This is a genomic window from Mesorhizobium kowhaii (genome assembly GCF_042431665.1).
GTDB classification, from domain to species: Bacteria; Pseudomonadota; Alphaproteobacteria; order Rhizobiales; family Rhizobiaceae; genus Mesorhizobium; species Mesorhizobium kowhaii.
The window spans coordinates 239,718-264,436 of record NZ_JBHLYT010000033.1 but is presented as its reverse complement, the minus strand read 5'-3'; the positions used below and the strand labels follow the sequence as shown (position 1 = coordinate 264,436).

Here is a 24,719-nt window from a genome sequence, read left to right as displayed (position 1 = left end):
AACGCCGAACCGCCCTAGGCCTGCGCGACCGGATGGCGGTTCTGCGGGCGGGATGCGATCAAGGCTGGAATGGCGGTCGCATCGGACGGCCTGCCCCTGATGATGTTGGCGACCTCGGCATCGGCCTGTTCGAACCAGTAGACCATGTCGGCGCGGCCAAGATCCGTGGCGGCCTTTTTCAGCAGCGGCAGCAGGCTTTGCAACGCGCACAGTGTTTCCCAGCGATTTGGCCGGAAGATCGAGCCTGCCGCCGCGCATGCGGCTGACGATTGCATGCCGCTACGCTCGCCTCGCATGAGCGCGATTGTCTTTCGCCTGCGCCTTGGGGTGCAGCGGGTTGCCGCTGAGCTGCGCATGCCTGGCGGGTCGTGCGCCGCGAAGAACGTCGAAGGCTTCGGCATAGGCCATGCCCAGCAAATAGGAGATCATGGGAAAACGGCTTGCTTCGGCCATCTGCACGAGCTCATTGGTCATCGACGAAATATATTGAAGACTATCGATCTCCGACTGACGTAAGGATTGATTTGGCACGTGCAGCTCCTGTTATCTGATGGAACTCAAGGAACGCGTTACGGAACATACTAAGCCGACTAATTGATAGCTTGGCCCGCTGAAGACGGGCATGTTTGCGGGGTCGAGATGGTCAAGGCATAGATCGGCGCATCGGTGAGGCGATCGAGGCCAAGCAGGCGCTTGATCGCTGAATGACCGAGCGCGGCGGTGGGGCATGCCGACAGGCCATGATTGGTCGCCGCTAGCATGATGTTCTGGCCGATGTGACCGGCCTGCGAAAAGAAGACAGTCTGCGTGCCGGCGGCAATCGTCAGCTTCGGAGCGGGGGTCACTTTCTTGGCCATTTTCATCCCTTCTTGACCCTCATGGGGACCCGTTGAAAGACCCTAAAAACGGGGATCCACGACAAGAAAGGTAAGGTCGGAAGAGTTAATGGTCTGTTAAAATTGTAGTAAAGCAGCGCGCAAAAGGCGGTCGTGTGACTTATCTTTCCTGAGGTTTAAGTGTAAAATATCGATTTTGTTCAGATACAGAGTTGACAATCGTTGGTATGCGCTCTTTTGGTGCATTCTTATTCTTATTTAGCGTAAACGGCGTGGCCGGGAGGGCCTAGCCCAGCCCGTGCCGGGTGATGCTGACCACCAGGTAGTCGACGCTCGAATCGTTGGGCCTGACGACATGTACCATGCTGATGGCGTGCCTCGGGCGGATGTTGGCAGTGTCGCGCCGCATGATCACGGACACGAATGCCGGCCCGGCGTCGGTCAGAAGCATGCCCTGCCCGTTAGCACCGGTTCGGAGATGGGGGCCCATTGCACGGAGATCAGCGACGGCTCGCCAGTCTGGCGGCGATTGATGCCGCTGAAATAGATCCAGCTCAGACGCGAGATCGCCACCCCATTGTGGTTGCCGCGCGCCCGCGCCCATGTCGATCCCCTGCCGTTCCGACCATCCGGTAACCCTTCTGAAGGTGACCAGTTCGGCTTCGCGCCGCACGAAGGTCACCGATCGCATCAACAGGTCGGGGCGGTGAGGAATCGAAAAATAGGTGAAATAGGTGCCTCCCGCGATCGATGGACTGGGAGGACGGATCATCTGGGTGAACAGGCTCGCGGAAATCGGCGGCAGGCCACGCCCCTGGGTTCGGGGACACCGGGGTCCGGTACAGTTCGGCTTCGTCGATCCGGAAATAGTCGCATATCAGCTTGGCGGTGGCCTTGTTCGGAACGGTCTGTGCTTGCAGGTAGCGTTCGAACTGCGTGCGGTTGATGCCCAGCTCACGGCATACCGCGCTTACGGAGGCATGGTCCTTGCAGAGGCGTCTAAGGTTTGCAGCGAGATTCTCGCGAATTGACACGTGTTTGCTTCCGCAGGCGGCTTCTTCATTTCGATTCGAAAATCCATATAGCGTCTTCGGTCGCCCCCGCCGAAACGCCCTTGTCGTAACACACAGAAAAACTGATTTGCTGACGTCAATCTAATGGGGCAGCTTCCAAAGAAAACGGAAGCAATCCAAGGGCCCCTTCCTCTATAAGTCCAATTGACAGCCGTTTTGCCTGATATCGCGAGACAAGGGCGCAGTATTACGTCGCGGCCTCGAAGGCGCGCTGGCACAACAAATATCGCCCGCCCGCGAGCCAGGGCGGGCGCCGTGCCCTTAACCCGGGTTGCGAGGAAGCAGACAACTATTCCCGCGTGATCCTGAGGTGGGACTTCAGCGAGGCCAAGGCGACCCGGATCATCGAGTGCCGCAACCAAATCCAATGGATCATTCAGCACAGGTCAGGAACGCGGGGTGGTCACCCGTCATGGCGACCTCAGTCCTATTGCCGGACCCGTCAGGCCCTTGAACGGCTGTTGCCGCGGATGGCTGAGGAGATCGCCGCAACGTTGCCCGTCAGGTTCGTTGAAGCGGGGTAGGCGAGGGGCGGGTTGCCGTTTCGTGGGCCCGCAGAGGCTGCGCTGAGTGGCGCTGAGGTTTCCCCGCTGGTGCCGCGTTCCGCTTCCTCTATCTTCTAAGCCGAGCGCCTAAGCTCGCCAAAAGCGTCAAATATAAAATGGCTATTCCTGGGGCCAAAACTCGGTTAGCGGTGAGGCCAGAACCTTGTAGCAGCGTAAAAATGAGCGCAGTAAAGCAAAGAAACAGTGTCGCCGCAGCGAAAACATAAAGGGCAATAAGTCCCCAAAAATGCAGCGGATTTCTGTCGCGAGTAACAGGACCAATTCTCGTCTCGATATATCCAAGCTTATATGCGGCCATAAGATCACGCGTTCCTGACTTCATCCAATAGTAAGCGGCCCATGACAGGATAATGAGCAAAAGCACGCTGGCCGTGGTGTCGGTCATGATTTTTGTTTCGGGTGACATGATATGTCTCGACTACTCTCGCAATAATCACGTTTGGTTCCGGTCTGCAAAGGGTCGAACTCGGTCGTTCGGAGTGATTGGAACCAAGGCGAAGGGCACACACCGGCGACGATGGCACCGGAGATGGCCTGAAACGTGGGCCAAACGCGTGGGCCAAACGAAAAAGGCCATTTCGACTATCTTATTGATTTTACTGGGAGATATGCCCTCTAAATTCCGCTGGTGGAGCTGAGGAGGATCGAACTCCTGACCTCGTCATTGCGAACGACGCGCTCTCCCAGCTGAGCTACAGCCCCGTCCAGCGGATGGGCGCATTTATCGGGCGCCACGCTTTCCTGTCAAGGCGGCGTTTTGCCGAAATCCGTGGCCGCCAGGCGTCAGGCCGGCGTGCGGGAGAAGGCGGCCCTTGCCGGTTTCCCCCGCAATGGCTACATGTCGCGCATTCGCAAGGAGCAACTGATGATCGCAGTCTTCTATACGCTGCATACCGCAATCAATATCTATTGGTGGATCATAATCGGCGCGGCTATCTTCTCCTGGCTCTACGCCTTCAACGTTGTCAATTCGCGCAACCAAGTCGTCAATTCGATTGGCACCATGCTCTATCGACTGACCGAGCCGGCGTTACGGCCGATCCGCCGCCTCCTACCCGACCTCGGTGGCGTCGATATCTCGCCGATTGTCCTGCTGTTGGCGCTGACATTTATCAGCGTGTTTTTGAACTACACCGTTCAGCCGATGTTCGGCATCGGTCCGATGTGAGCTCTGCCGCCAGTTTATTCTTTCGCCTGCGCGACGACGGTGTCGAGCTGTTTGTCCGGCTGACGCCGAAGGCGGCACTGGACAGGCTTGAAAGCGTCGAAACCGCGGCAGACGGGCGAAGCCATCTCAAGGCTCGCGTCCGCGCCGTGCCGGAAAACGGTGCCGCCAACAAAGCACTCGAAAAGTTGATCGCCAAGGCGCTGGGCGTGCCGGCGTCCGCCGTCTCCGTTGTCGCCGGCGGCACCGCCCGGCTGAAGACCCTGCGTATTTCAGGCGACCCGGCGATGCTGGTGAAAAATATCGAGGCGCTCGGCCAGCAGTCCTGATGTCCTTCGATGGGACGTTCAATCTCCCAGCGGCAGACGGGGATCGTCGACCTTTAGCGTGTTCACGCTCTGCTTGATGCGGCGCAGGTTTTCCAAAACCCTTGGTCCGCGCGTCTCGGCGACCGAAGTGACGATCATGTCGACGATCGACAGCAGTGCATAACGCGACGATGTCGGCTTGTAGATGTTGCCGTCTTCCAACGACTGGAAATGGATGACCGTGTCTGCGACTTTGGCGAGTGCCGAGTCCGGCGGGGTGATGGCGATGGTGGTGGCGCCATATTGCTGGGCGACCTGCACCGCATCGATGACCGATCGCGCATAGCCGGAAACCGAAAAGGCGACCAGCGTGGTGTCGGGCGTGGCAACGGCGGCGTACATGCGCTGCAGCTGCCCGTCGATCTGCGCCAGCACCGACACACCCAGCCTGAACAGCCGGTTCTGCATCTCGGTCGCCATCATCGACGAAATGCCGCCCGACCCGATGCACAGCACATTGCCGGAGACGGCGATGCGCGCGGCGACGGCGACCAGCGTCGTCATGTCGAGGTTTTCGCTGGCGCGCTGGATGGCGGCAATCGCGGCTTCGGTGATGGCGGAAGCGATGCGCTGTTCGCGGGCGTCGCGGCTCAACGGTTCCGGCGACAGATACTGGCCGCCGATGGCGATGGCTTGCGCCAGATAGAATTTGAAGTCGCGCAGGCCCTCGCAACCGAGGTTGCGGCAGAACCGGGTCACCGTCGGCTCGCTGACGCCGACGCGGGCGGCGATTTCCGAAATCGCCGCCTTGGAGACGAGATCGAGGTCGGCGAGCACGAAGGCTGCCAGCTTGCGATCCGACTTCGTGCCGTCCTGCGACATCAGTTGCAGGCGCGTGATGATGTCGGCCGGCGTTTTCATATCTGTGTTTTCATACGGGCAGGCCCGTCGCCTTGTCGAACAGATGGATGTTGCCGGGATCGACGCTCACCGGCAGCACGTCGCCCGGCCTGACCGGCACCCTGTCGCGGAACACGGCGCGCACCGCGTCGGTGCCAATGGCGCCATAGACATGGGTTTCGGAGCCGGTCGGCTCGACGACATCCACCTTGATCGTCATCGCGTCGACAGCCTCGCCGATGACAAAATGTTCGGGCCGGATGCCGGCCTCCACGGCGCTGCCCGCCGGCACCTGTTTGCCGGCAAGCGCAAGCCGCCCGCCACCGGTCGACTCGAACCAGGTTTTCTCAGGCGATGCCTTGAGAGAACCGGAGACAAAACTCATCGACGGCGAGCCGAGGAAGCTGGCGACGAACTTGTTGGCCGGCCGGTCATAGAGCTCCAGCGGCGCGCCGACCTGCTGGATCCTGCCGCGGTCCATCACCACGATGCGGTCGGCCATGGTCATGGCTTCGATCTGGTCATGGGTTACATAGACGATCGTCGATTTCAGCCGCTGGTGCAGCGCCTTGATCTCGACGCGCATCTGCACGCGCAATTGCGCGTCGAGGTTGGACAAGGGCTCGTCGAACAGGAACACCGACGGCTCGCGCACGATGGCGCGGCCCATGGCGACGCGCTGACGCTGGCCGCCCGACAGCTGGCGGGGGTAGCGGTCGAGATAGGAGAAGAGATTGAGGACGCCCGACGCTTTCCTGACCTTTGCGTCGACCGTGGCGCGCGCTTCGCCGCGGATTTTCGGGCCAAAGCCGATATTGTCCGAGGCCTTCAGATGCGGAAACAGCGCATAGGATTGGAACACCATGGCGATGTTGCGCTGCTGCGGCGGCAGTGCGTTGGCGCGCACGCCGCCGATCAACAGGTCGCCGGAGGTGATCGTCTCCAGCCCGGCCAGCATGCGCAGCAAGGTCGATTTGCCGCAGCCGGATGGCCCGACCAGCACGACGAACTCGCCGCTCTTGATGTCGAGGCTGATGTTTTCGAGGATCTTGTGCTGTCCAAACGATTTCGACAGGTCGCGAAACTCGACGTCGGTCATGGTCACGCTCCCAAAATGTCGTCGATGAATGGCAGGCAACCGGCTGTCAGGCCAGCGTCCACCGGCATCACCACGCCTGTTACGCCCGATGCGCGATCGGAGGCAAGGAAGGCCACCGCTTCGGCCACTTCCGAAGCGTTGACGATGCGGCCGAGCGGATAAAGCTGCTGCAGCTTGCCGAGGATTTCGGGATCCTTGGCAAGGCGGTGATCCCAGGCGGCGGTGCGGATCGATCCGGGGCAAACGACATTGGCGCGCAGGCCGCTGCGGCCGAGCTCGACGGCGATCGCCTTGGCGTAGGCGTTGATGCCGGCCTTGGCCGCCGCATAGGCGGGATTGCCGAAATGCGCAATGGCATTGACCGAGGAGATGAAGACGACGCTGCCCGAACCGCGGCCGGCCATCGCCCTGACCAGCGGATCGGCGAAAGTCATCACGCCGGTCAGGTTGAGGTCGAGTTCCTGCTCGATCTTGTCAGGATTGAGGGCGGAAAGCGTCTCGGCGCGCGTCCAGCCGGCATTGTTGATGAGAATGTCCGGCACGCCATCCCTGTCGAGGATCGCTCCTATCGCCGCTTCTATCGAAGCCCGGTCGAGAAGGTCGAAGACGTGGCGGGAGGCAAAATGCGGGCTCTTCAACGCTTCGCTGGACTGGTCGCAGCCGATGACCCTGGCGCCTCTTTGCGCCATCAGCGCCACGATGGCCGTGCCGAGGCCGCCGCCAGCGCCGGTCACCACGACCGTCTTGCCTTCGAATTCGGCTTGCGAAACCACCGTGCGTCATCCCTTAGGGAGTTCTGACAATCCTGTCAGGCCTAGTCCACGAAATGTAATTAAGCAACAGAATAATCTGCTTGCAAGCCTTCAAATCATCGATAATGTAGGAAAGTCACATAAATCTTCTGCGCCGGTCGCGAAGAGGCGCGCAGGCGCAAAATCAAAATGGGAGACATCAAATGAGCCTTGCAAAATGGACTGTCGGCCTGATGGCCGGAATGAGCATGCTGGCATTTGCGGCGCAGGCGAATGCGGGCGAGGTGCGCGTCACCGTCGCCGAGTACAGCGCCAAGACTGGCCCTTATTTCGACAGCGTCAAGAAGGAATTCGAGGCGGCCAACCCCGGCATCACCGTTAAGTTCGAAGTGGTGCCGTGGGAGGTGCTGCTGCAGAAGCTGACCACCGACATCACCGCCGGCACCAATGCCGATCTGTCGATCATCGGCACGCGCTGGCTGATCGACTTCGTCCAGCAGGATGTCGCCGAGCCGCTCGACAGCTACATCAAGCCCGACTTCAAGGACCGCTTCATCGACACCTTCCTGTCGCCGTCGATCATGGACGGCAAGACCTACGGCCTGCCGATCGCGGCCTCGGCGCGCGCCATGTACTACAACAAGGAGCTGTTCGAGAAAGCCGGCATCGCCAATCCGCCGGCCAACTGGACCGAGCTGCAGGAAGACGCGCGCAAGATCAAGGCGCTCGGTTCCGGCACCTTCGGTTTCGGCTTGCAAGGCAAGGAGATCGAGACCGACGTCTATTACTACTATGCGATGTGGTCCCAGGGCACCGAAATCCTCAACAAGGACGGCACTTCCGGCCTCGGCACGCCGGGTGCGCTTGAAGCCGCCAAGCTCTACAAGTCGATGATCGACGAAGGCCTGACCGAGCCGGGCGTCACCTCCAACAACCGCGAGGATGTGCAGAACCTGTTCAAGCAGGGCAAGGTCGGCATGATGATCACGGCACCCTTCCTGTCCAACCAGATCAAGGACGAGGCGCCGAACCTGAAATACGGCGTGGCGGCCATTCCGGCCGGACCGACCGGCGTGCGCGGCACCTATGGCGTCACCGACTCGATCATCATGTTCAAGAACTCCAAGAACAAGGACGAGGCCTGGAAGCTGCTCGATTTCCTGTTCACCACGGAACAGCGCGCCAAGTTCACGCAGGGCGAAGGCTTCCTGCCGGTGAACAAGGAAGAAGCCAAGATGGACTACTACGTCAACAACGCCGACCTGGCGGCGTTCACGGCGCTGCTGCCCGACGCCCGCTTCGCGCCGATCATCCCCGGCTGGGAGGAGGTCGCCCAGATCACCTCGGACGCCATGCAGAAGATATACCTCGGCGGCGACCCCGAGGCAGGATTGAAGGACGCGGCAGCCAAGGCCAACGCCGTGCTCAAGAAATAGGGCGTATCTCCCTGCGCCCGTGGCGCGCCCCACTCAGGCGGGGCGCGCCACACCTTTCCCGGTCTTCGTTCTTGCCACTTTGGAGATTGGCGAAAGCGTCAATGAGAGCGAGCCCTCTCCCCGTCGCTATACGGGGAGAGGATGCCGGCAGGGCGGTGAGGGGCAGCGCAAACGCCGCAGGAAGTTCAAATCCTGAAGCGATGTCCTTGGGAAGAACGAGGCGAGATTGAGCTAAGCTGGCAAGCCAGCGCCACTGATGTCCACCGCAAACACGGTACAGCCCGGCCGATGCAAAATCGCTTCTTGCCCTATCTCCTGACCTTGCCCAGCCTGTTCCTGGCGGCTGTCGTCATCTTCTGGCCGGTGTGGGACCTGATCCAGATCTCGACGCATGAAGTCAGCCGCTTCGGCCAGCTTCGCGAATTCAACGACTTCGCCAATTTCGCGGCGCTGGTTGCCGATCCCGATTTCATGGCCGCGCTCTGGCGCACCGGCCAGTGGACCGTGCTGGTCGTTGGCGGCGCGTTGCTGCTGTCGATCCCGGTGGCGATGATCCTCAACACCGATTTCTACGGCCGCGGCATCGCCCGAGTCCTCATCATGCTGCCCTGGGCAGTGTCGCTGACCATGACCGCGGTGGTCTGGCGCTGGGCGCTGAGCGGCGAAAGCGGCATGCTGAATTCGGCGCTGATCGACCTCGGCCTCATCGACCACAACATCCAATGGCTGGCGAGCGCGGAGACCGCTTTTCCGATGCAGGTGCTGATCGGCATCCTGGTGACGGTGCCATTCACGACGACAATTTTCCTCGGCGGCCTGTCGTCGATCCCGGACGACCTCTACGAGGCGGCGGCGCTCGAAGGGGCGACGCCGCTGCAGCAGTTCCGCGAGATCACCTTTCCGCTGCTGAAACCGTTCATCAACATCGCCATCGTGCTCAACACCATCTACGTCTTCAATTCCTTCCCGATCATCTGGGTGATGACGCAAGGCGGGCCGGCCAACTCGACCGATATCCTGGTCACCCATCTCTACAAGCTGGCCTTCCGCATCGGCAAACTGGGCGAAGCATCGGCGGTGTCGCTGGTGATGTTCGCCATATTGCTGGTCTTCACCATGATCTATGTGCGGCTGGCGATGCGGGAGCAACGCGCATGACCAATAAGCTCATGACGGGCAAGCTGAAGCGCTCCATCATCGCGTGGCTGCTGCTGGCGCCGCTGATCGTGGTGACGATCTTCCCCTTCGCGGTGATGTTCTTGACCGCGGTCAAGCCAAGACAGGAAGTGCTGTCGCCGACCTGGTGGCCAAGTGAATTCCGCTGGTCGAATTTTTCCGACATGTGGGTGGCGACCGGCTTCGGCCGGGCGCTGCTCAATTCGCTTTACGTATCGATCATCGCCACCGTGGGCGCCATCCTGATTTCGGTTCCGGCCGCCTACGCCATGTCGCGCTTCCGCTTTGCCGGCTACGGCGCCTTGCGGCAGTTCCTGCTGATCTCGCAGATGATCTCACCGATCGTGCTGGTGCTCGGCCTGTTCCGGTTGATGGCGGCCTGGGGCCTGGTCGAGAGCACGACGGCGCTCGGCCTCATCTACATGGCCTTCAACGTCGCCTTCACCGTGTGGATGCTACAAAGCTATTTCGACACCATTCCGCGCGATCTCGAGGAAGCGGCCTGGATGGAGGGTGCCGGCCGCTGGCTGACCTTGCGCAAGGTGTTCCTGCCGCTCTGCCTGCCGGCGATCGCAGTGACCGCGATCTTCACCTTCATCAATGCCTGGAACGAATTCGTCGTGGCGCTCACCATGCTGCGCAGCCAGGAAAGCTACACCTTGCCGATCCAGGTGTTTTCGCTGGTCGCCGGCCGCTACACCATCGAATGGCACCACGTCATGGCGGCGACGCTGCTGGCGACCTTGCCGGTGGCGATCCTGTTCATCTGGCTGCAGCGCTACCTCGTAAGGGGGCTGGCGCTCGGGGCGGTCAAATAGCCTGCTAGACTACCATCCACCACGGAGTTCTCATGCGCATCTTCACCGCCTCGCTGGCGACGGAAACCAACACCTTCTCGCCGGTGCCGACCGACAGGGCTTCGTTCGAGATGGCCTTCTATGCCGGGCCCGGCAAGCATCCGGAGACGCCGACGCTGTGTTCCTCGCCGATGGTCGCTCTGCGCCGGCGCGCGGCGGCCGAAGGGCTAACCGTCATCGAGGGCACCGCCACCTGGGCGGAGCCCGGCGGCCTGGTGCAGCGGCAGACCTATGAGGCGCTGCGCGACGAGATTCTCGGCCAGCTCAACGCAGCGCTGCCGGTCGATGCCGTCATTCTCGGCCTGCATGGCGCCATGGTGGCGCAAGGCTATGACGACTGCGAAGGCGATCTGCTCGGGCGCATCCGCGAGATGGTCGGTCCGAAGGTGGTGATCGCCTCGGAGTTCGATCCGCACAGCCATTTGACACCGAAGCGTGTCGCGGCATCAGACATCATGGCCTACTTCCTCGAGTTCCCCCACACCGATTTCTACGAGCGCGGCGAACATGTCGTGGCGCTTGGGCTCGCCGCGGCGCGCGGTGAGATCAAGCCCGTCATCTCGACCTTCGACTGCCGCATGATTCAGGTGCTGCCGACCAGCCGTGAGCCGATGCGCTCCTTCGTTGACCGCATCAAGGCGCTGCACGGCAAGGACGGCGTGCTGTCGGTCTCCGTCATCCACGGCTTCATGGCGGCCGACGTGGCCGAAATGGGCACGCGCATCCTGGTCGTCACCGACAATGACAAGGCCAAGGGCGATGCGCTGGCGGAACGGCTGGGGCTGGAACTCTACGCGCTGCGCGAAAAGACGACGATGACCATGCTCAGCGCCGCCGACGGCATCGATCGGGCGCTGGCCGTGCGCGCTGAAAACCCGGGCAAGCCCGTGGTCATCGCCGATATCTGGGACAATCCCGGCGGCGGTGTGCCCGGCGACGGCACCTTCGTGCTGCGCCAGATGCTGGCGCGCGGCCTGAACAATGTCGGCGTCGCGACGATCTGGGATCCGGTCGCGGTGACCTTCTGTTTGGCCGCAGGCGAGGGCGCCGTCATCGACCTGCGTTTCGGCGGCAAGGCCGGGCCTCAGGCCGGCGAGCCGATCGACGCGCGTGTGCGGGTGCTGAAAGCGGTTCCAGAGGGCTGGCAGAGTTTCGGGCCGAGCCGGGTGACGCTGGGGCCGACGGCGCTGGTGCGCATCGAAGGCACCGAGGTCGACATCATCCTCAACACCAATCGCACGCAGACCTTCGAGCCGGATATCTTCGTCAACATCGGCGTCGATCCGCTGGCCAAGGACATCCTGCTGATCAAGTCGACCAATCATTTCTATGCCGGCTTCGAGCCGATCGCCGCCGAGATCATCTATGTCTCGGCGCCGAGTTCGTATCCGAGCAATCCGGCGGTGACCAACTACACCAAGCTGACGCGGCCGATCTGGCCGCGGCTGGCCGATCCGTGGAAGGTGTGAGGGTTGGATTACACCAGCCCGCGCTTGGCCATCATCGCTTCAGGCGACGGCATCTTGCCACGGAAGGCAGTGTAGAGTTCTTCGGGGTCCTTCGAGCCGCCGGCGGCGTAGATGTTCTTACGCAGCCGCTCGGCGAGCGCCGGGTTGAACGGGTCGCCCGTCTCCTCGAAGGCGGCGAAGGCGTCGGCGTCGAGCACTTCCGACCACATGTAGGAGTAATAGCCGGCCGAATAGCCGTCGCCGGAAAACACATGGCCGAAATGCGGAGTGCGATGGCGCATGGCGATGGTGTCCGGCATGTCGAGCTTTTCAAGCGTTTCGGTTTCGAAACGAAGCGGCGCTTCTGGCGCATCCGGCCGCGCGTGATAGGCCATGTCGATCAGCGCCGAAGCGGTGAATTCGACCGTGGCGAAGCCGGCGCCAAAGGTGCGCGCCGCCAGCATCTTGTCGAGCAGTGCCTTGGGCATCGGCTTGCCGGTCTTCACATGCAGCGCATGCTTTTCCAGAACCGCCGGCACGGTCAGCCAGTGTTCGTAGAGCTGCGAGGGCAGTTCGACGAAATCGCGGCTGACCGAGGTGCCGGAAACCGACGGCCAGGTGACATCGGTCAGCATGCCGTGCAGCGCGTGGCCGAACTCATGGAACAGCGTTTTCGCCTCGTCGACCGACAGCAGAGCCGGCTCGCCCGCCGGAGGCTTGGCGAAGTTCATGATGTTGTAGATCACCGGTTTCGACCCGTGGCCAAGCTTGTAGCCGGACTTGAGCGCGCTCATCCACGCGCCGGAGCGCTTTGACGGCCGCGCGAAATAGTCGGCGAGGAACAGGCCGCGCTCGCTGCCGTCGGCATTTTTCACCACGAAGACGCGCGCGTCGGGATGCCATACGGCAATGCCTTGCTTTTCCTCGAAGGTGATGCCGAACAGCCGTGTCGCCACGTCGAAGCAGGCGTCGATGACGCGGTCGAGCTGTAGATAGGGTTTTAGTTCCGCCTCGTCGAAGGCGAACTTTTCGGCGCGCAGCTTCTCCTGGTAGAAGCGCCAGTCCCAGGCGGCGAATGTTTCGTTGCTGCCGGCTTCGGTCGCCAGCCGCTGCAATTCGCTCTGGTCGGCCGCGGCCTTTTCCAGTGCCTTCTCCCAGACCGGGTCGAGCAGCGCATGCACTGCCCTCGGCGTCTTGGCCATGGTGTCGTCGAGCTTCAGTGCGGCAAACGAGCCGTAGCCGAGCAGCTTTGCCTTTTCGGCGCGCAGCTTCAGCATGTCGCGCACCACAGTGGTGTTGTCGGTGGCGCCGCCATTCTGGCCACGCATGGTGAAGGCGCGGAAGGCGATCTCGCGCAGGTCGCGGCGTTCGGAGAAGGTCGTGAACGGCTCGTAGATCGAGCGCGACAAAGTGATGGCATAGCGGCCCTTCTGGCCGCGCATTTCTGCGGCTTCGGCCATCGGGCTCTTCAAAAAATCCGGCAGGCCGGCAAGGTCGGCCTCGTCGAGGAACAGCGCCCAGTCGCGCTCATCGGCAAGCACATTCTGGCCGAAACTGGTGCCAAGCGAAGACAATTCCTCGTTGATATTTGCCAGCCGCTTCTTGCCGTCGGCGTCGAGCTTGGCGCCAGAGCGGACAAACCCTTTCCAGGTCTTCTCCAGCACCCGCAGCGTCTCGGCATCGAGCTTCAGGCTCTCGCGGCGCTGGTAGAGATCGTCGATGCGGGCGAACAGCCTCTCGTTCATCGAGATCGCCGAGAAATGCCTGGACATTTTTGGCGAGATGTCGCGCTCCAGTGCCTGGATCGTCTCGTTGGTGTAGGCGCCGGCGCGGCACCAGAAGATGGACGAGACACGGTCGAGTGCCTCACCACCGAGTTCCAACGCTTGCAGCGTGTTCTCGATGGTCGGCGCATCCTGGTTGCCGGCGATCGCCTCGATCTCCGCCTCATGCGCCTTCAGCGCCGCATCGAAGGCCGGGGAAAAGTCGTCGTCACCAATGCGGGTGAAATCGGGCAGGCCGAGCGGCCCTTGCCACGCGGTCAGCGGATGGGCGGCGAGGTCGACGGCTTTCGTGGAAGGCATGGACAATCTTTCGAATGTTGGCAGACGAAGGGAAGGGCGGTTCACCCCCGATGTAGGGCGCAGGTTCGCCGCACGCAACAGGGCTGCCGGTCAGGTTTTCGTCAGTAACCGTCGCAGTTTTCGGCGATCGCCGCTTGCGAGCTGGCGGTGATGCGGTTGTCGGTCACCGCGAAGGTTTCCTGCATCAGCATGTCGTTGTTGGGAAAATCATAGCAGGCGATCACCGTGGTGACGCCGCCTTCGCTCTTCTCGATCCGGTGCCGGATCTCCGCACCCGCGACGGCGCCTTGCCATTCGTCAATCGAGGCGATGAATTCCTGCTTGCTTTGCACGATGCCGAGGTCTTCAAGCTTTATGCGGACGTCATCGGCGAGCAGGTCGGACAGTTCGGCGCGATCGGCCACCAGCAGTGCCGAATACCAGCGGCTGATGATGGCGCCATCGTCGGCGCGAACAGGAATGATCGAAAACAGCAACGCTGCCGCGACGAAAGTGATCGAACGGCGATCTCCCATCATGTGCTGCCACCGGCTTCCTGTTCGACCATGAGTCTACCCGAAAACCGGTTGCGACTTTCGCCGGCGCGATCCTTCGGTTCGGGATCATGGTCTACGCCATCTCCGGCCGTTCGAAATCGCCGGTCTCCTTGTTCATCACCCAGAGTTCGCCGGTCGAAATGTCGAACCAGGCGCCATGCAGCGACAGCCTCCCCTTGCCTTCGAGGATCGAGACGCAAGGAAAGGTCCTGAGATTGGCGATGGAATAGCGGATCGAAATACGCTCCAGCGCGGTCTGGCGTTCCGACGCCGTCATGAAGGTGCTGGAGGACACGGTCTCGGCCGCCGGCGCGATGAGGCTCATCCATTTGCCGATGAAGTCGCCGGGCGACAGCGGTGCGGAATTGGTGTCGAGCGCGGCGCGGATGCCGCCGCAGCGACCATGGCCCATGACGACGATGTTCTTCACCTTGAGGCTCTGCACCGCGAATTCGAGCGCGGCAGAGGTCGAATGAAACTCGCCGTCCGGCGCGTAGGGCGGCACCAGATTGCCGACATTGCGCAGCACGAAGAGTTCGCCGGGGCCGGCGTCGAAGATCGCTTCGGGGGCCGCGCGGGAGTCGCAGCAGGCGACGATCATCGTTTCCGGTGCCTGGCCTTCGCGGGCAAGCTCGCGATAGCGTCCGCTCTCGGTGAGATAGCGGCCGGTCATGAAATTGCGGTAGCCGGCGAGAAGATGGTCAGGGAGATGGGACATGGGCGGCGTCTGGAGCCTTTCCGGGTTGGATGCGGCAGCTCGTTGCGGGTCTCTGTTTGTTTTGACGCAATTCCGGACGGAAAACGGTTTCACACTTTTCCTGGAATTGCTCTAAAGAGGCTCTAACGGCAAAAGCCTGTTGCGGGCAATGCCGAATTGCAGATGGCTGCCCGGCAATCGCCATGCAAGGTGCATGGCTCGAGCTATCTCTTTGTTTCAACGCAATTGCGGACGGAAACTGTTTCGCATTTTTCCTGGAATTGCTTGGGGCTCACGCCCAGATCGCGACGGGGATGCCCAAACTGTCACGGCCCGGCGGGTCGGGAAATGGCCGTGCCTCGCCGCTGGCGATGCGACCGGCAATCAGCATCATCGCGGCTGCATCGAGAAAATCATCGGCGGCGGCACCGCGCGGCGGCGGCTCGTCGAGAAAGCTCATCTCATAGCCATGGCGGCTTAGCAGCGCCTTGCGTTCCGCCATGCCGGCCGGATTGATGCTGCCCTTTATCTTCTTCGGCAGCTGCATGGCCTGATCGCCGTTCAGCCGGCAGAAGGCGACTTCCGGATGCGATTCGAAGACGCGGCTGCGCAATTCGGGCCGGGCGATGAGCAGGGCGTCGATCTCGCGGATCTTCGAAAAGATACCAAACGCCTGGATCGAAACACCGCGCGGCGGGTCGGATGTGGTCATGGCCACCTCGCTTGCCCGGCGATGCGCGGCGTACCAGGCTTCGACTGTGGTGAAGTCGCCCGTGTCGGCATAGAGCGCGGCGCGGGACGGGATCGAAAAGACGCTGGATTGGCGCTGCCCGAGCAGTGGCCGCACCAGCGCTTCCGGTCCGCGCCCGCCTTTGCTCGAAAACTCGGGCAGACCGATAGGCATATCGACAGCGACGATCGCGTCAGCGGGGAGTGCTGCAAGCAGGGAGGCGAAGCTTGCAAAGACAGCGACGGAAGGTGTCGAACCGGGGTTACGAGGTGTCGAACCGAGATCGTGCCGTACGGCGATCCAACCGGCCTTGCAGCCGTCGACGCCGACAAGCACGGCGGTCGTGGCTGGAGTCACGCCCTGCGGTCCCGCCCCGGATGCGTGAGGTGGCGAAGCTGCACCATCGCCATCGGGTGCGACAGGCTCTGTGCATCGGTTTCGAGCTGCAATTCGTCGCCGCCGCGCTTGGCGGTGCGCGCCAGGATCTCGTAGACCGCCGCCGTGGTCGACTGCAGCGCCTTGATCGCCGGCTGGCCGGACAGGATGCGCGCTAGGTAGACGGCCGCCGTCAGGTCGCCCAGTCCATTCGGCGGCTTGTCGATCAGGCGGTGCTCGGCCAGCAGCACCTGGTTGCCGTCGAGCAGAAGGTTGCCGGTGCCGCCGGTCATCATCGACGGCGCCGAGGTGACCAGCATGGTCGATGGGCCGGCGTGAAGGGCGGCCGCGATCACCGATTTCAGGTCGGGCAACGGGGCGCCGGCCATCCATTCCAGTTCGTAGCGATTGGGGGTGGCTATGTCGGCGATTGGCATCAGCCGATCGCGCATGACAGCGGCAGTCGGTTCCGGCACGTACAGGCCACCCGAATCGCCCATCACCGGATCGCAGATATAGACGGCGTCAGGCGTCCTGGCCTTCACGGCGGCAACCAGAGAGGCAACGGCCTCGGCCTGGCCTGGCTCGCCGAGATAGCCGGACAGCACGGCGCCGACTTCGCCCAGCCATGGCGCGCGCTCGAGATCGGCCATCAGCGCCTTGAACTGATCGAGCGGCGGCACGATCCGTGTCGCCCGCCCATGGCCGGGGTGCCAGGGCAGGATGATTGTCGGCACCGCCCAGACTGGAAAGCCCAGCGTCTCCAGCGCAAAGACTGCGGCGCGGTTGCCGACCGAGCCGCGCGCGACATGGCTGGAGATGACGATGACCGCACGCGGCGCGTCGGTTTTTTCGGCGCTCATTGTTCTTTGATTCCTAGCTGCCCCGGATGACGTAAAGCACAAGCCAGACCATCAGGCCCAGTGTCAGGAGCAGGCCGATTGTCCGGCCAATGCGCGTGCCCCAGACTTCGATCGGGTCGGCACGGTCGGCATCGGCCGCGGTGACGTGGTCGCGCATGCCTTTCGTGCTGCGCGCCACAAACGAATTGCCGGCCGGATCCGTCTCGCGCGCGATGCGCTCGAGGATACGGCGCGATTCCCTCTCGCTGTCCTGGCGTTGCGCCATGATGATGTCCCGTTTTGCTCAGACCTTATCGCGTTCGCGCGGCCAATCACAGAGCCTTGCAACGCCACCAGGCGTGCCAGGCAAGCGGCTGCCGGTCGGGCGGTTTTCTTGCGCGCTGATTGTGGTAATGCTTCGCATGCAACTTCTACCGAGGGACCCCATCATGTTTGCCCAGCGTCTTGCACCACCGTCGATGTTCCGCGCGCTGCCCGCCTTCCTGATGATGGCGATCGTGCTGCCGCTGCTTGCCGGCTGCGGCTACAACACCATCCCGACGGCGGAGGAAAACGCCAAGGCGGCATGGAGCGAGGTGCTGAACCAGTATCAGCGCCGCGCCGACCTCATCCCCAACCTGGTCGAGACGGTCAAGGGCTACGCCTCGCATGAAAAGGACACGCTCGACGCCGTGGTCGAGGCCCGCGCCAAGGCGACGCAGATAACGGTGACGCCTGAAACGCTGAACGACCCCGAAGCCTTCAAGAAATTCCAGGACAGCCAGGCCGGCCTGACCAGCGCATTGTCGCGGCTGTTGGCGGTGGTGGAGAACTATCCCGACCTCAAGGCCAACCAGAATTTCCTGGCGCTGCAGGCGCAGCTCGAAGGCACCGAAAACCGCATCGCGGTGGCGCGGCGCGACTACATCCAGGCGGTGCGGGACTACAATCTGACGCTGAGGACCTTCCCCTCGGTGCTGTGGGCAACGTTCTGGTTCCGCAGCAACCAGCCCTTTGCCAACTTCACCATCGACGACGACAAGCTGCAGACGCCGAAGGTCGATTTCGGCACCAAGCAGGGCGGGTGAAGAACGCCTGGTGAGGCTGGTTTTTGTCGGCCTTGTGCTCCGTCCCACCCCGCTCTGTCCTGCCGGACCCGGCCCTTCGCTGTCGCTCCGGGCGTTCGTCGCTCGGAAAGCCAAGCAATTGGCTTTCCGTCCGCTACGCGGACCACGCCTCACCCCCCTCAAGGGGGGAGATTGGCAGTTTTTCCGCTTTCGCCAATTTTCTACGTTGCAGACGAGTTGCTGTCAGCGATGACAGCCAATCTCCCCCCTTGAGCGGGAGATGTCCGGCAGGACAGAGGGGGGCGCGAAGGATCGCTAACCTTGCCTTGCTGTATGCCATTCCAAGTCTCCACTTCCTTCCCCTTACTGCCTTCGCCGCCGATCTACCCGCCCTGACGGGCCGTGTCGTCGACAATGCAGGCATCATCGATGCCGCGACCAAGGCAGCGTTGACGCAAAAACTCGCCGATTTGGAGACAAAAGGTTCCGACCAGATCGTCGTTGCCACCATCAACAGTCTCGACGGCGAGGAGATCGAACCTTACGCCAACCAGCTGTTCCGCTTCTGGAAGCTCGGCCAGGCGAAGGAAAACAATGGCGTCCTGCTGCTGGTGGCCAGGGACGACCACAAGATGCGCATCGAGGTCGGCTATGGTCTTGAGGGGACGCTGACCGACCTTCACACCAAGCTGATCATCGAAAACGACATGGTGCCGGCTTTCCGCGCCGGTGATTTCTCCGGCGGCATCAGCAAGGCCGTCGACGACATGATCATGGTGCTGGAAGGCAATCCGGAGGAGCTGGTGGCGCGTGGCGAGCGCAACCAGCAGGCGCCCTTCAATTCCGACGACTTGTTCTTCGCCGTCTTCATCAGCATCTGGGCGATCATCTTCTTCGGCAGCATCGCGGTCTCCGTCCTGCCGCCGATCTTTGGCCAGAAGCTTGGTCCCGGCCGCTATCGCTGGCTCGGCATGACCTTCGAGCCACACCGGCGGTCTTCGGGTGGCGGCTGGTCGTCGGGAAGTTCCGGCGGCGGCTGGTCCTCGGGCGGTGGCGGCGGCGGCTTTTCTGGCGGCGGCGGTTCGTCCGGCGGCGGCGGCTCTTCGGGAAGCTGGTGACGGCATGGCAACACGCAACATCAGCCTGTTGAGACCCGGCCGCTTCGGCACGGCAGTCCTGGTAGCTGTGGCGGCGCTGTTTTTCGGGGTCACGGCCTTCGCCGCCGAGTTGCCGGCGCTGACGGGGCGTGTCGTCGACAATGCCGGCATCATCGATGCCGCCACCAGGGCGGCGCTGACGCAGAAGCTTGCCGATTTCGAGACAAAGGGCTCCGACCAGATCGTCGTCGCGACGATCAATAGCCTCGATGGCGAGGAGATCGAACCTTACGCCAACCGCCTGTTCCGCTTCTGGAAACTCGGACAGGCCGGCGAGAACAATGGCGCGCTTTTGCTCGTGGCCAAGAACGACCACAAGATGCGCATCGAGGTCGGCTATGGGCTGGAAGGCACGCTGACCGACCTGCACACCAAGCTGATCATCGAAAACGACATGGTGCCGGCCTTCCGTGCCGGCGATTTCTCTGGCGGCATCAGCAAGGCCGTCGACGACATGGTCATGGTGCTGGAAGGTAGTCCGGAGGAGCTGGAAGCGCGCGGCGCCCGCAACCCGCCCCACGCCAGCTCCATCGACCCCATCGTCGCGGTGTTCCTGATCCTGTGGGCGACGATGTTCTTTGGCGGGCTGGCAATGGCGTTCCTGCCGCCGATGTTGGGCACAAAGCTGTCGCCGGGCGTGTACAAATGGCTGGGCATGACGTTTCGTTACGGCCGCGGACCGAGCGGATCCTCGCGCAGCAGCTGGACAACGGGTTCGTCGTCGGGCAGCGGCTGGTCGTCGGGAAGTTCCGGTGGCGGGTGGTCGTCCGGCTCAAGCAGCGGCGGCGGGTTTTCCGGTGGCGGCGGTTCGTCCGGTGGTGGCGGTTCTTCAGGAAGCTGGTGAGACAAGATCATGGCAACACGACCGATCAGCCCGGAAGATCATGAGCGCGTCGCCGCTGCGATCCGCGCCGCCGAAACCAGGACCGATGGTGAGATCTACTGCGTCGTGGCGCATGCCAGCGACGGCTATTTCTTCCCGGCGGCCTTCATGGCGACAGCAGGCATGCTGATCGTCAGTCTCGCCGTCGGCTACGGGCTGGAAGCCTGGTGGCTGTCGATCCGGCTGCCGCATTTCGTCATCGCCCAGCTGCTGGCGCTGGTTTGCGTGCTGGTCTTGCTGTGGGCGCTACCCGGCCTGCGCATCCATCTGGTGCCGAGGCGGATGCGTTATCAGGCGGCGCACGCCAATGCGATCAAGCAGTTCCTCGCCCGCAACGTCCACCGCACCACGGCGCGCACCGGCGTTCTGGTCTTCGTCTCGATCGCCGAGCGCTACGCCGAGGTGGTCGCCGATTCGGGCATCGATGCCAAGGTCGGCCAGCATGTCTGGGATGGTGTCGTGCGCGACTTGACCGCGCATGCCGGCGACGACCGGCTTGCCGACGGCTTCGTCAAGGCGATCGAATCGGTGGGCGCGGTGCTGGCCGAGCATTTCCCGGTCACATCAGGCGACACCAACGAGCTCGACGACCATCTCGTCGAGATTTGAGCCTTTCCGAGAAGGCATCGAAGCCACTTCGCTGATGCGATGATCGCCTGTGAGAAAGCGGTCGGCGGGCCGCGCTGACTCTTGCAATCGGGCAATGCGGGTTTATGGTTAACAAATCATGAATACGCTGACGATCGACATCCGGAAGGCCGAACCGAGCGACGCTGGTGCCATAGCCGAGGTGCACCTGCAGGCCTGGCGCGGCGCCTATTCCGGCATCATTCCGCACCGCACGCTGACATCGATGATCAACCGCCGTGGTGCCGACTGGTGGGCGAATGCCATCCGCCGCGCCGCCACCGTGCTGGTGGTCGAGATAGGCGGCAAGATCGCCGGCTATGCCACGATCGGCAAGAACCGCGCCCGGGAACTCAAGCAGCAAGGCGAAATCTACGAATTGTACCTGCGCCCGGAATATCAGGGCATCGGGCTCGGCAGCCGCCTGTTCGCGGCAGCCAGGGCGCGGCTGGCCGATCACGGGCTGAAGGGCATGGTGGTGTGGGCGCTTGAGGACAACCAGAACGCGCTCGCCTTCTATGCCGGCGCTGGCGGCCGCGACGTCGCCGAAGGTGTCGAGATCTTCGAGCAGAAGGCGCTGAAAAAGGTCGCCTTCGTCTGGGAGTGACGGCCCGGCCCTTTCTGCCATTACGCCTTCCGATCGTGCCCAGCACCATTCGCCGCATTGCGCCGCGCGGCAGCGCCCGCTATCGATCTCTCATCAAAAGAGGGACAAAACCATGCGCATTGAAGCCATAGCCACCGGAAAGAATCCGCCTGAGGACGTCAACGTCATCATCGAGGTGCCGATCGGCGGCGAGCCGATCAAGTACGAGATGGACAAGGAGGCCGGCACGCTGTTCGTCGACCGCTTCCTGCACACCTCGATGCGCTACCCCGGCAATTACGGCTTCGTGCCGCACACGCTGTCGGGCGACGGCGATCCGATCGACGTGCTGGTCTGCAACACGCGCGCCCTGGTGCCGGGTTGCGTCATCAATGTCAGGCCGATCGGCGTGCTGATCATGGAAGACAATGCCGGCCAGGACGAGAAGATCATCGCCGTGCCGTCGCCCAAGCTGACGCTGCGCTACGAGAACGTCACCGAATACACCCAGCTGCCCGACATCACGCGCCAGCAGGTGCAGCACTTCTTCGAGCACTACAAGGATCTCGAGCCCGGCAAATGGGTCAAGATCGAAGGCTGGCACGATTCCAAATATGCCAAGAAGATGATCCTCGACGCGATCGCGCGGGCCAAGGCGGGCAAGTAGCCCGATAAAGCGCGTCGCGTTGAAACAGATTCAGGTGACGCGCTTTAAGTCTTTGTTTTTATGCATGCCGTTGCCCCAAAAACCGGGACCACTTTTGGGCGACTTGCATTAGTTATCGACGCGGCCGAAAGCCGGCACGTTGCCGATGACCGTGTGCCTGTCCTTGCCGCAGGCGAATGTCCGCGCTTTCTCGTCAGCGAGTTTGCGCGCCTGATCGTTGGCGGCGGGATTGCCCGTGGCCAGCACCAGGCCGACGGTGCAGCCGTCGCGGGCGTCCATCTGGCCGACCTTGGCGACGAGCAGCACCTCGGTCGGCCTGTTCTGGTCGTCCGGGTTGCTGATCGAGCGGCGGTGGATCACGGCAAAGGGCACGGCCTTGTCGCCCGTGGTCTCGATGCGCCACTCGATCTTGGCTCCGGACGAATTGAAGCCGGAAAAACTCTCCCAGACCGATGTCATGTCGCTGCCGGGCGGAAAACCATAAAACAGCGATTCACGAGCGTCGTCATAGGCGATCAGCACGGGGTAGCCGCGATAGCCCGAACAGGCGAGATCGGCCCAGTCGCCGTCGCCTTCCTCGGCCTGCGCGTAGGTCACGCAGTCCTTCTTCCAATCGAGATCGGTATAGGCGCTTGATATGTCGCTGGCCTGCGCGGCTTGGCAGAAACCGGCGAAGACGAACGGGATCAGAAGAGCGCGCATGGCCGACAATCTCCGTTGCAAGCCAGCGCAGCGTAGCGCCAAACGCTATTTCTTCAAGCTCGCCTCAATCAGCAGGTCGGCATTGCGGGCGACCGTTTGCGCCGGGCCGCCGAGCCCGAACAGCTGGCCGCTGATATAGGCGCCTTCGATCAGGAGCAGCAGGCCGTCGCCCAAAGTGTCGGCGTCTTGCGCGCCCATCGCAACCGCCATGGCGCGCAGGCGGCGGCGCAGTTCGTGCTTGTTGGCTTCGCTGACCACGCGGGCCGGATGGCCGTGTTCGGGATATTCGACCGCCGCATTGGTCATGCCGCAGCCGCGATATTCAGCCATCTGCGTGCGCTTGCCGATGCGGGTCAGGAACGCCTTGATCTGCGCGCGCGGGTCGCCGGGATGAGCGGCGACCGCCTCATCGAAACGCTCCCAGTACTCCTGATCGTACTGCCTGAGATAGGAGGCCGCCAATTCGTCCTTGGAGGGAAAGCTGCGATAGAGGCTGGGCTTGGTGACGCCGGCGCGCTTGACGATCTCGTCGACGCCGATCGCCCTGATGCCGCGCCGGTAGAACAGGTCGTACGCCACGTCGAGGATTTTCTTGGCAGCCTTCGGTGGCGCCGATGCATGACCGTCGTTGATGGTCAGTTCAATATTTTTGTCCGTTGGCATCATGGAACTCGATTGACAATGTTACCGATCGGTACGTATACCTTACCTCCATCTGCAACGTACCGGTCAGTAACATGATAACTCAATCCCGCCCGTTTGGCCAGCGCTACGCTTTCGTCGTGGTCGGCGTCATCTTTTTCTGTTTGCTGATCGCGGCTGGGCTGCGGTCCGCGCCCGCCGTCATGATGCTGCCGCTGGAGAACAGTTTCGGCTGGCGCCGCGACGTCGTTTCGCTGGCCGCCGGTGTCGGCATCCTGCTCTACGGCCTGACCGGTCCATTTGCGGCGGCCTTGATGGAGCGGATCGGGCTGCGCCGCACGCTGCTTGCCTCGCTGGTGGTGATGTCGGGCTCGACCGCGCTCAGCCTGCTGATGACCAAGCCCTGGCATCTGTTCATCACCTGGGGTGTGTTCTCGGGCATCGGTTCCGGCGCCGTTGCCAGCGTGCTCGGCGCCACCATCGTCAACCGCTGGTTCAAGACCAATCGCGGCCTTGTCATGGGACTGATGTCGGCCTCCAGCGCCACCGGCATGCTGGTGTTTCTGCCGCTGATCGCCGCGCTGGCGCAGTCGGGTGGCTGGCAGCCGGTCGTCATCGCGGTTGCGATCGCCACCGCGGCTCTCGTGCCGCTGGTCTGGCTGCTGGTGCCGGAGCGGCCGGCTTCGATCGGCATGGTGCGATATGGCGCCGAGGCCGACGACGTGCCGCCGGCGCCGCCTGCTTCACAGGGCAATTTCCTCGCGCACACGTTCTCGACGCTGCGCCGTGCCGCCGGCACGCGCGTGTTCTGGTACCTGTTCGCCACCTTCTTCGTCTGCGGCTTCACCACCAACGGGCTGGTCGGCACGCATCTGATCGCCTTCTGCGGCGATATGGGCATCGGCGAGGTGCAGGCGGCCGGCCTGTTGTCGATGATGGGCATTTTCGACCTGATCGGCACGACGCTGTCAGGCTGGCTCACCGACCGCTACGACCCGCGCAAGCTGCTCGGCGTCTATTATGCCATCCGTGGCCTGTCGCTGATCTACCTGCCCTATTCCGGCTTCTCGGCGACCAGCCTGATCATCTTCGCGGTCCTCTACGGCCTCGACTGGATCGCCACCGTGCCGCCGACGCTGAGGCTCGCCAACGAGGCGTTCGGCGACCGCAGCGGCCCGATCGTGTTTGGCTGGATCGTCGCCGGCCATCAGATTGGTGCTGCCGCGGCCGCAGCCTTCGGCGGCACAATGCGCGAGCTGCAGGGCAATTACGAGTTGGCCTTCCTGATCGCCGGCATGACGGCGATCGCCGCCGCCTGTATCTCGCTGTTGATCAACACCAGCCGGCCGGTGTTCGATCCGGAACCGCAGGCGGCGTAAGAAGAGGGGCTGCCGGCCAAGCTGCCAACCTCCCCTCTCGTGGGGGAGATCAGCAGTTCGCCTGTTGATCGTCAGAAAACCTTCATGGTTTCGAGATGTGCCTGAAACATTGACGCTTGACCTTGGCGG

Annotated in this window: 28 protein-coding genes, 1 tRNA gene and 1 pseudogene; 13 read left to right on the top strand and 17 right to left on the bottom strand. The window is 62.6% G+C overall.

The window, feature by feature from the left end; translation table 11 throughout:
* Positions 1-14: 14 nt before the first annotated feature.
* From ACFFNA_RS20765 to ACFFNA_RS20740, 6 genes and pseudogenes are all read right to left on the bottom strand, one after another.
* Positions 15-275 carry a hypothetical protein gene (locus ACFFNA_RS20765; RefSeq protein ID WP_378921191.1) on the bottom strand — a complete coding sequence of 87 codons (261 nt, stop codon included), beginning with the start codon at positions 273-275 and terminating at the stop codon, positions 15-17.
* A 4-nt stretch (positions 276-279) separates the two neighbouring features.
* The gene (locus ACFFNA_RS20760) at positions 280-531 is read right to left on the bottom strand and encodes a hypothetical protein (RefSeq protein WP_111548448.1); all 252 of its coding nucleotides are present in this window, start codon (positions 529-531) and stop codon (positions 280-282) included.
* A 59-nt stretch (positions 532-590) separates the two neighbouring features.
* A complete protein-coding gene (locus ACFFNA_RS20755; RefSeq protein ID WP_378921189.1) occupies positions 591-857 on the bottom strand; it encodes a nitroreductase family protein in 267 nt (88 codons plus the stop codon).
* A gap of 265 nt (positions 858-1,122) precedes the next feature.
* Positions 1,123-1,870: pseudogene (locus tag ACFFNA_RS20750) on the bottom strand (XRE family transcriptional regulator).
* Between the two features lie 651 nt (positions 1,871-2,521).
* On the bottom strand, positions 2,522-2,881 hold the full coding sequence (locus ACFFNA_RS20745) for a hypothetical protein (protein ID WP_378921187.1): 360 nt from the start codon (positions 2,879-2,881) through the stop codon (positions 2,522-2,524).
* A 220-nt stretch (positions 2,882-3,101) separates the two neighbouring features.
* Positions 3,102-3,177: transfer RNA gene (locus tag ACFFNA_RS20740), tRNA-Ala, on the bottom strand.
* Positions 3,178-3,268: 91 nt separating this feature from the next.
* Between ACFFNA_RS20740 and ACFFNA_RS20735 the strand changes: the two genes are divergently transcribed.
* Positions 3,269-3,643: a YggT family protein gene (locus ACFFNA_RS20735; protein WP_378921185.1), complete on the top strand. Its 375-nt coding sequence runs from the start codon at positions 3,269-3,271 to the stop codon at positions 3,641-3,643.
* Positions 3,640-3,969: a DUF167 family protein gene (locus tag ACFFNA_RS20730; protein WP_378921183.1), complete on the top strand. Its 330-nt coding sequence runs from the start codon at positions 3,640-3,642 to the stop codon at positions 3,967-3,969. Before ACFFNA_RS20735 ends, ACFFNA_RS20730 begins: the two co-directional genes overlap by 4 nt.
* Positions 3,970-3,987: 18 nt before the next feature.
* Here the strand turns inward: ACFFNA_RS20730 and ACFFNA_RS20725 are convergent, their stop codons facing one another.
* Genes ACFFNA_RS20725 through ACFFNA_RS20715 form a run of 3 tightly spaced genes read right to left on the bottom strand, consistent with a single transcriptional unit; the run spans position 3,988 to position 6,720 of the window.
* Positions 3,988-4,869 (bottom strand): MurR/RpiR family transcriptional regulator, encoded by an 882-nt coding sequence (locus tag ACFFNA_RS20725; protein ID WP_378921181.1) that lies wholly within the window; start codon positions 4,867-4,869, stop codon positions 3,988-3,990.
* Positions 4,870-4,879: 10 nt separating this feature from the next.
* On the bottom strand, positions 4,880-5,947 hold the full coding sequence (locus ACFFNA_RS20720) for an ABC transporter ATP-binding protein (protein WP_378921179.1): 1,068 nt from the start codon (positions 5,945-5,947) through the stop codon (positions 4,880-4,882).
* Positions 5,948-5,949: 2 nt separating this feature from the next.
* Positions 5,950-6,720, bottom strand: a complete 771-nt coding sequence (locus ACFFNA_RS20715) for an SDR family NAD(P)-dependent oxidoreductase (RefSeq protein WP_378921177.1) — start codon at positions 6,718-6,720, stop codon at positions 5,950-5,952.
* A gap of 182 nt (positions 6,721-6,902) precedes the next feature.
* Between ACFFNA_RS20715 and ACFFNA_RS20710 the strand changes: the two genes are divergently transcribed.
* From ACFFNA_RS20710 to ACFFNA_RS20695, 4 genes are all read left to right on the top strand, one after another.
* Positions 6,903-8,135: an ABC transporter substrate-binding protein gene (locus ACFFNA_RS20710; protein WP_378921175.1), complete on the top strand. Its 1,233-nt coding sequence runs from the start codon at positions 6,903-6,905 to the stop codon at positions 8,133-8,135.
* 288 nt (positions 8,136-8,423) lie between these two features.
* Positions 8,424-9,293: a carbohydrate ABC transporter permease gene (locus ACFFNA_RS20705; RefSeq protein WP_378921173.1), complete on the top strand. Its 870-nt coding sequence runs from the start codon at positions 8,424-8,426 to the stop codon at positions 9,291-9,293.
* 11 nt (positions 9,294-9,304) lie between these two features.
* A complete protein-coding gene (locus ACFFNA_RS20700; protein ID WP_111548567.1) occupies positions 9,305-10,129 on the top strand; it encodes a carbohydrate ABC transporter permease in 825 nt (274 codons plus the stop codon).
* Positions 10,130-10,161: 32 nt separating this feature from the next.
* A complete protein-coding gene (locus tag ACFFNA_RS20695) occupies positions 10,162-11,637 on the top strand; it encodes a M81 family metallopeptidase (RefSeq protein ID WP_378921171.1) in 1,476 nt (491 codons plus the stop codon).
* An 8-nt stretch (positions 11,638-11,645) separates the two neighbouring features.
* Here the strand turns inward: ACFFNA_RS20695 and ACFFNA_RS20690 are convergent, their stop codons facing one another.
* From ACFFNA_RS20690 to ACFFNA_RS20665, 6 genes are all read right to left on the bottom strand, one after another.
* Complete coding sequence (locus ACFFNA_RS20690; RefSeq protein ID WP_378921169.1) at positions 11,646-13,700, bottom strand: M3 family metallopeptidase; 2,055 nt, start codon at positions 13,698-13,700, stop codon at positions 11,646-11,648.
* Between the two features lie 101 nt (positions 13,701-13,801).
* Positions 13,802-14,215 carry a nuclear transport factor 2 family protein gene (locus tag ACFFNA_RS20685; RefSeq protein WP_378921677.1) on the bottom strand — a complete coding sequence of 138 codons (414 nt, stop codon included), beginning with the start codon at positions 14,213-14,215 and terminating at the stop codon, positions 13,802-13,804.
* A 94-nt stretch (positions 14,216-14,309) separates the two neighbouring features.
* Positions 14,310-14,954 (bottom strand): carbonic anhydrase, encoded by a 645-nt coding sequence (locus ACFFNA_RS20680; RefSeq protein WP_111548437.1) that lies wholly within the window; start codon positions 14,952-14,954, stop codon positions 14,310-14,312.
* Positions 14,955-15,225: 271 nt separating this feature from the next.
* A complete protein-coding gene (locus ACFFNA_RS20675; protein WP_378921167.1) occupies positions 15,226-16,020 on the bottom strand; it encodes a DUF429 domain-containing protein in 795 nt (264 codons plus the stop codon).
* Entirely contained in the window at positions 16,017-16,901 is an 885-nt protein-coding gene (pdxY, locus tag ACFFNA_RS20670) for a pyridoxal kinase PdxY (RefSeq protein ID WP_111548435.1), read from the bottom strand. Before pdxY ends, ACFFNA_RS20675 begins: the two co-directional genes overlap by 4 nt.
* A gap of 13 nt (positions 16,902-16,914) precedes the next feature.
* A complete protein-coding gene (locus ACFFNA_RS20665) occupies positions 16,915-17,166 on the bottom strand; it encodes a hypothetical protein (protein WP_111548434.1) in 252 nt (83 codons plus the stop codon).
* A gap of 163 nt (positions 17,167-17,329) precedes the next feature.
* Here ACFFNA_RS20665 and ACFFNA_RS20660 point away from each other — a divergent pair, with 163 nt between their 5' ends.
* From ACFFNA_RS20660 to ppa, 6 genes are all read left to right on the top strand, one after another.
* Positions 17,330-17,968, top strand: coding sequence for a LemA family protein (locus tag ACFFNA_RS20660; protein ID WP_378921164.1), 639 nt, complete (start codon positions 17,330-17,332; stop codon positions 17,966-17,968).
* A gap of 248 nt (positions 17,969-18,216) precedes the next feature.
* A complete protein-coding gene (locus tag ACFFNA_RS20655; RefSeq protein WP_378921162.1) occupies positions 18,217-19,065 on the top strand; it encodes a TPM domain-containing protein in 849 nt (282 codons plus the stop codon).
* Between the two features lie 4 nt (positions 19,066-19,069).
* On the top strand, positions 19,070-19,948 hold the full coding sequence (locus ACFFNA_RS20650; protein WP_378921160.1) for a TPM domain-containing protein: 879 nt from the start codon (positions 19,070-19,072) through the stop codon (positions 19,946-19,948).
* Between the two features lie 9 nt (positions 19,949-19,957).
* The gene (locus tag ACFFNA_RS20645) at positions 19,958-20,596 is read left to right on the top strand and encodes a TPM domain-containing protein (RefSeq protein ID WP_378921158.1); all 639 of its coding nucleotides are present in this window, start codon (positions 19,958-19,960) and stop codon (positions 20,594-20,596) included.
* Between the two features lie 118 nt (positions 20,597-20,714).
* Entirely contained in the window at positions 20,715-21,221 is a 507-nt protein-coding gene (locus tag ACFFNA_RS20640) for a GNAT family N-acetyltransferase (RefSeq protein WP_111548428.1), read from the top strand.
* Between the two features lie 112 nt (positions 21,222-21,333).
* Positions 21,334-21,867 (top strand): inorganic diphosphatase, encoded by a 534-nt coding sequence (gene ppa / locus ACFFNA_RS20635; protein ID WP_378921156.1) that lies wholly within the window; start codon positions 21,334-21,336, stop codon positions 21,865-21,867.
* A gap of 108 nt (positions 21,868-21,975) precedes the next feature.
* Here ppa and ACFFNA_RS20630 read toward each other — a convergent pair whose 3' ends face one another.
* A complete protein-coding gene (locus ACFFNA_RS20630; RefSeq protein WP_378921154.1) occupies positions 21,976-22,569 on the bottom strand; it encodes a hypothetical protein in 594 nt (197 codons plus the stop codon).
* Between the two features lie 45 nt (positions 22,570-22,614).
* On the bottom strand, positions 22,615-23,232 hold the full coding sequence (locus ACFFNA_RS20625; RefSeq protein ID WP_111548566.1) for a TetR/AcrR family transcriptional regulator: 618 nt from the start codon (positions 23,230-23,232) through the stop codon (positions 22,615-22,617).
* Between the two features lie 74 nt (positions 23,233-23,306).
* On the opposite strand from ACFFNA_RS20625, the gene ACFFNA_RS20620 reads away from it, so the two are divergent.
* Entirely contained in the window at positions 23,307-24,590 is a 1,284-nt protein-coding gene (locus ACFFNA_RS20620; RefSeq protein WP_378921151.1) for an MFS transporter, read from the top strand.
* Positions 24,591-24,719: the final 129 nt, after the last annotated feature.

What these genes read in the sequence shown, in the direction of transcription:
- ppa (WP_378921156.1), top strand. Translation starts at nt 21,334, where the DNA reads ATGCGCATTGAAGCCATAGCCACCGGAAAGAATCCGCCTGAGGACGTC.
- ACFFNA_RS20710 (WP_378921175.1), top strand. Translation starts at nt 6,903, where the DNA reads ATGAGCCTTGCAAAATGGACTGTCGGCCTGATGGCCGGAATGAGCATG.
- ACFFNA_RS20695 (WP_378921171.1), top strand. Translation starts at nt 10,162, where the DNA reads ATGCGCATCTTCACCGCCTCGCTGGCGACGGAAACCAACACCTTCTCG.
- ACFFNA_RS20665 (WP_111548434.1), bottom strand. Translation starts at nt 17,166, where the DNA reads ATGGCGCAACGCCAGGACAGCGAGAGGGAATCGCGCCGTATCCTCGAG.
- ACFFNA_RS20640 (WP_111548428.1), top strand. Translation starts at nt 20,715, where the DNA reads ATGAATACGCTGACGATCGACATCCGGAAGGCCGAACCGAGCGACGCT.
- ACFFNA_RS20700 (WP_111548567.1), top strand. Translation starts at nt 9,305, where the DNA reads ATGACGGGCAAGCTGAAGCGCTCCATCATCGCGTGGCTGCTGCTGGCG.
- ACFFNA_RS20765 (WP_378921191.1), bottom strand. Translation starts at nt 275, where the DNA reads ATGCAATCGTCAGCCGCATGCGCGGCGGCAGGCTCGATCTTCCGGCCA.
- ACFFNA_RS20680 (WP_111548437.1), bottom strand. Translation starts at nt 14,954, where the DNA reads ATGTCCCATCTCCCTGACCATCTTCTCGCCGGCTACCGCAATTTCATG.
- ACFFNA_RS20685 (WP_378921677.1), bottom strand. Translation starts at nt 14,215, where the DNA reads ATGGGAGATCGCCGTTCGATCACTTTCGTCGCGGCAGCGTTGCTGTTT.
- ACFFNA_RS20650 (WP_378921160.1), top strand. Translation starts at nt 19,070, where the DNA reads ATGGCAACACGCAACATCAGCCTGTTGAGACCCGGCCGCTTCGGCACG.
- ACFFNA_RS20720 (WP_378921179.1), bottom strand. Translation starts at nt 5,947, where the DNA reads ATGACCGACGTCGAGTTTCGCGACCTGTCGAAATCGTTTGGACAGCAC.
- pdxY (WP_111548435.1), bottom strand. Translation starts at nt 16,901, where the DNA reads ATGAGCGCCGAAAAAACCGACGCGCCGCGTGCGGTCATCGTCATCTCC.
- ACFFNA_RS20705 (WP_378921173.1), top strand. Translation starts at nt 8,424, where the DNA reads ATGCAAAATCGCTTCTTGCCCTATCTCCTGACCTTGCCCAGCCTGTTC.
- ACFFNA_RS20660 (WP_378921164.1), top strand. Translation starts at nt 17,330, where the DNA reads ATGTTTGCCCAGCGTCTTGCACCACCGTCGATGTTCCGCGCGCTGCCC.
- ACFFNA_RS20625 (WP_111548566.1), bottom strand. Translation starts at nt 23,232, where the DNA reads ATGCCAACGGACAAAAATATTGAACTGACCATCAACGACGGTCATGCA.
- ACFFNA_RS20725 (WP_378921181.1), bottom strand. Translation starts at nt 4,869, where the DNA reads ATGAAAACGCCGGCCGACATCATCACGCGCCTGCAACTGATGTCGCAG.
- ACFFNA_RS20620 (WP_378921151.1), top strand. Translation starts at nt 23,307, where the DNA reads ATGATAACTCAATCCCGCCCGTTTGGCCAGCGCTACGCTTTCGTCGTG.
- ACFFNA_RS20755 (WP_378921189.1), bottom strand. Translation starts at nt 857, where the DNA reads ATGGCCAAGAAAGTGACCCCCGCTCCGAAGCTGACGATTGCCGCCGGC.
- ACFFNA_RS20630 (WP_378921154.1), bottom strand. Translation starts at nt 22,569, where the DNA reads ATGCGCGCTCTTCTGATCCCGTTCGTCTTCGCCGGTTTCTGCCAAGCC.
- ACFFNA_RS20745 (WP_378921187.1), bottom strand. Translation starts at nt 2,881, where the DNA reads ATGTCACCCGAAACAAAAATCATGACCGACACCACGGCCAGCGTGCTT.
- ACFFNA_RS20645 (WP_378921158.1), top strand. Translation starts at nt 19,958, where the DNA reads ATGGCAACACGACCGATCAGCCCGGAAGATCATGAGCGCGTCGCCGCT.
- ACFFNA_RS20690 (WP_378921169.1), bottom strand. Translation starts at nt 13,700, where the DNA reads ATGCCTTCCACGAAAGCCGTCGACCTCGCCGCCCATCCGCTGACCGCG.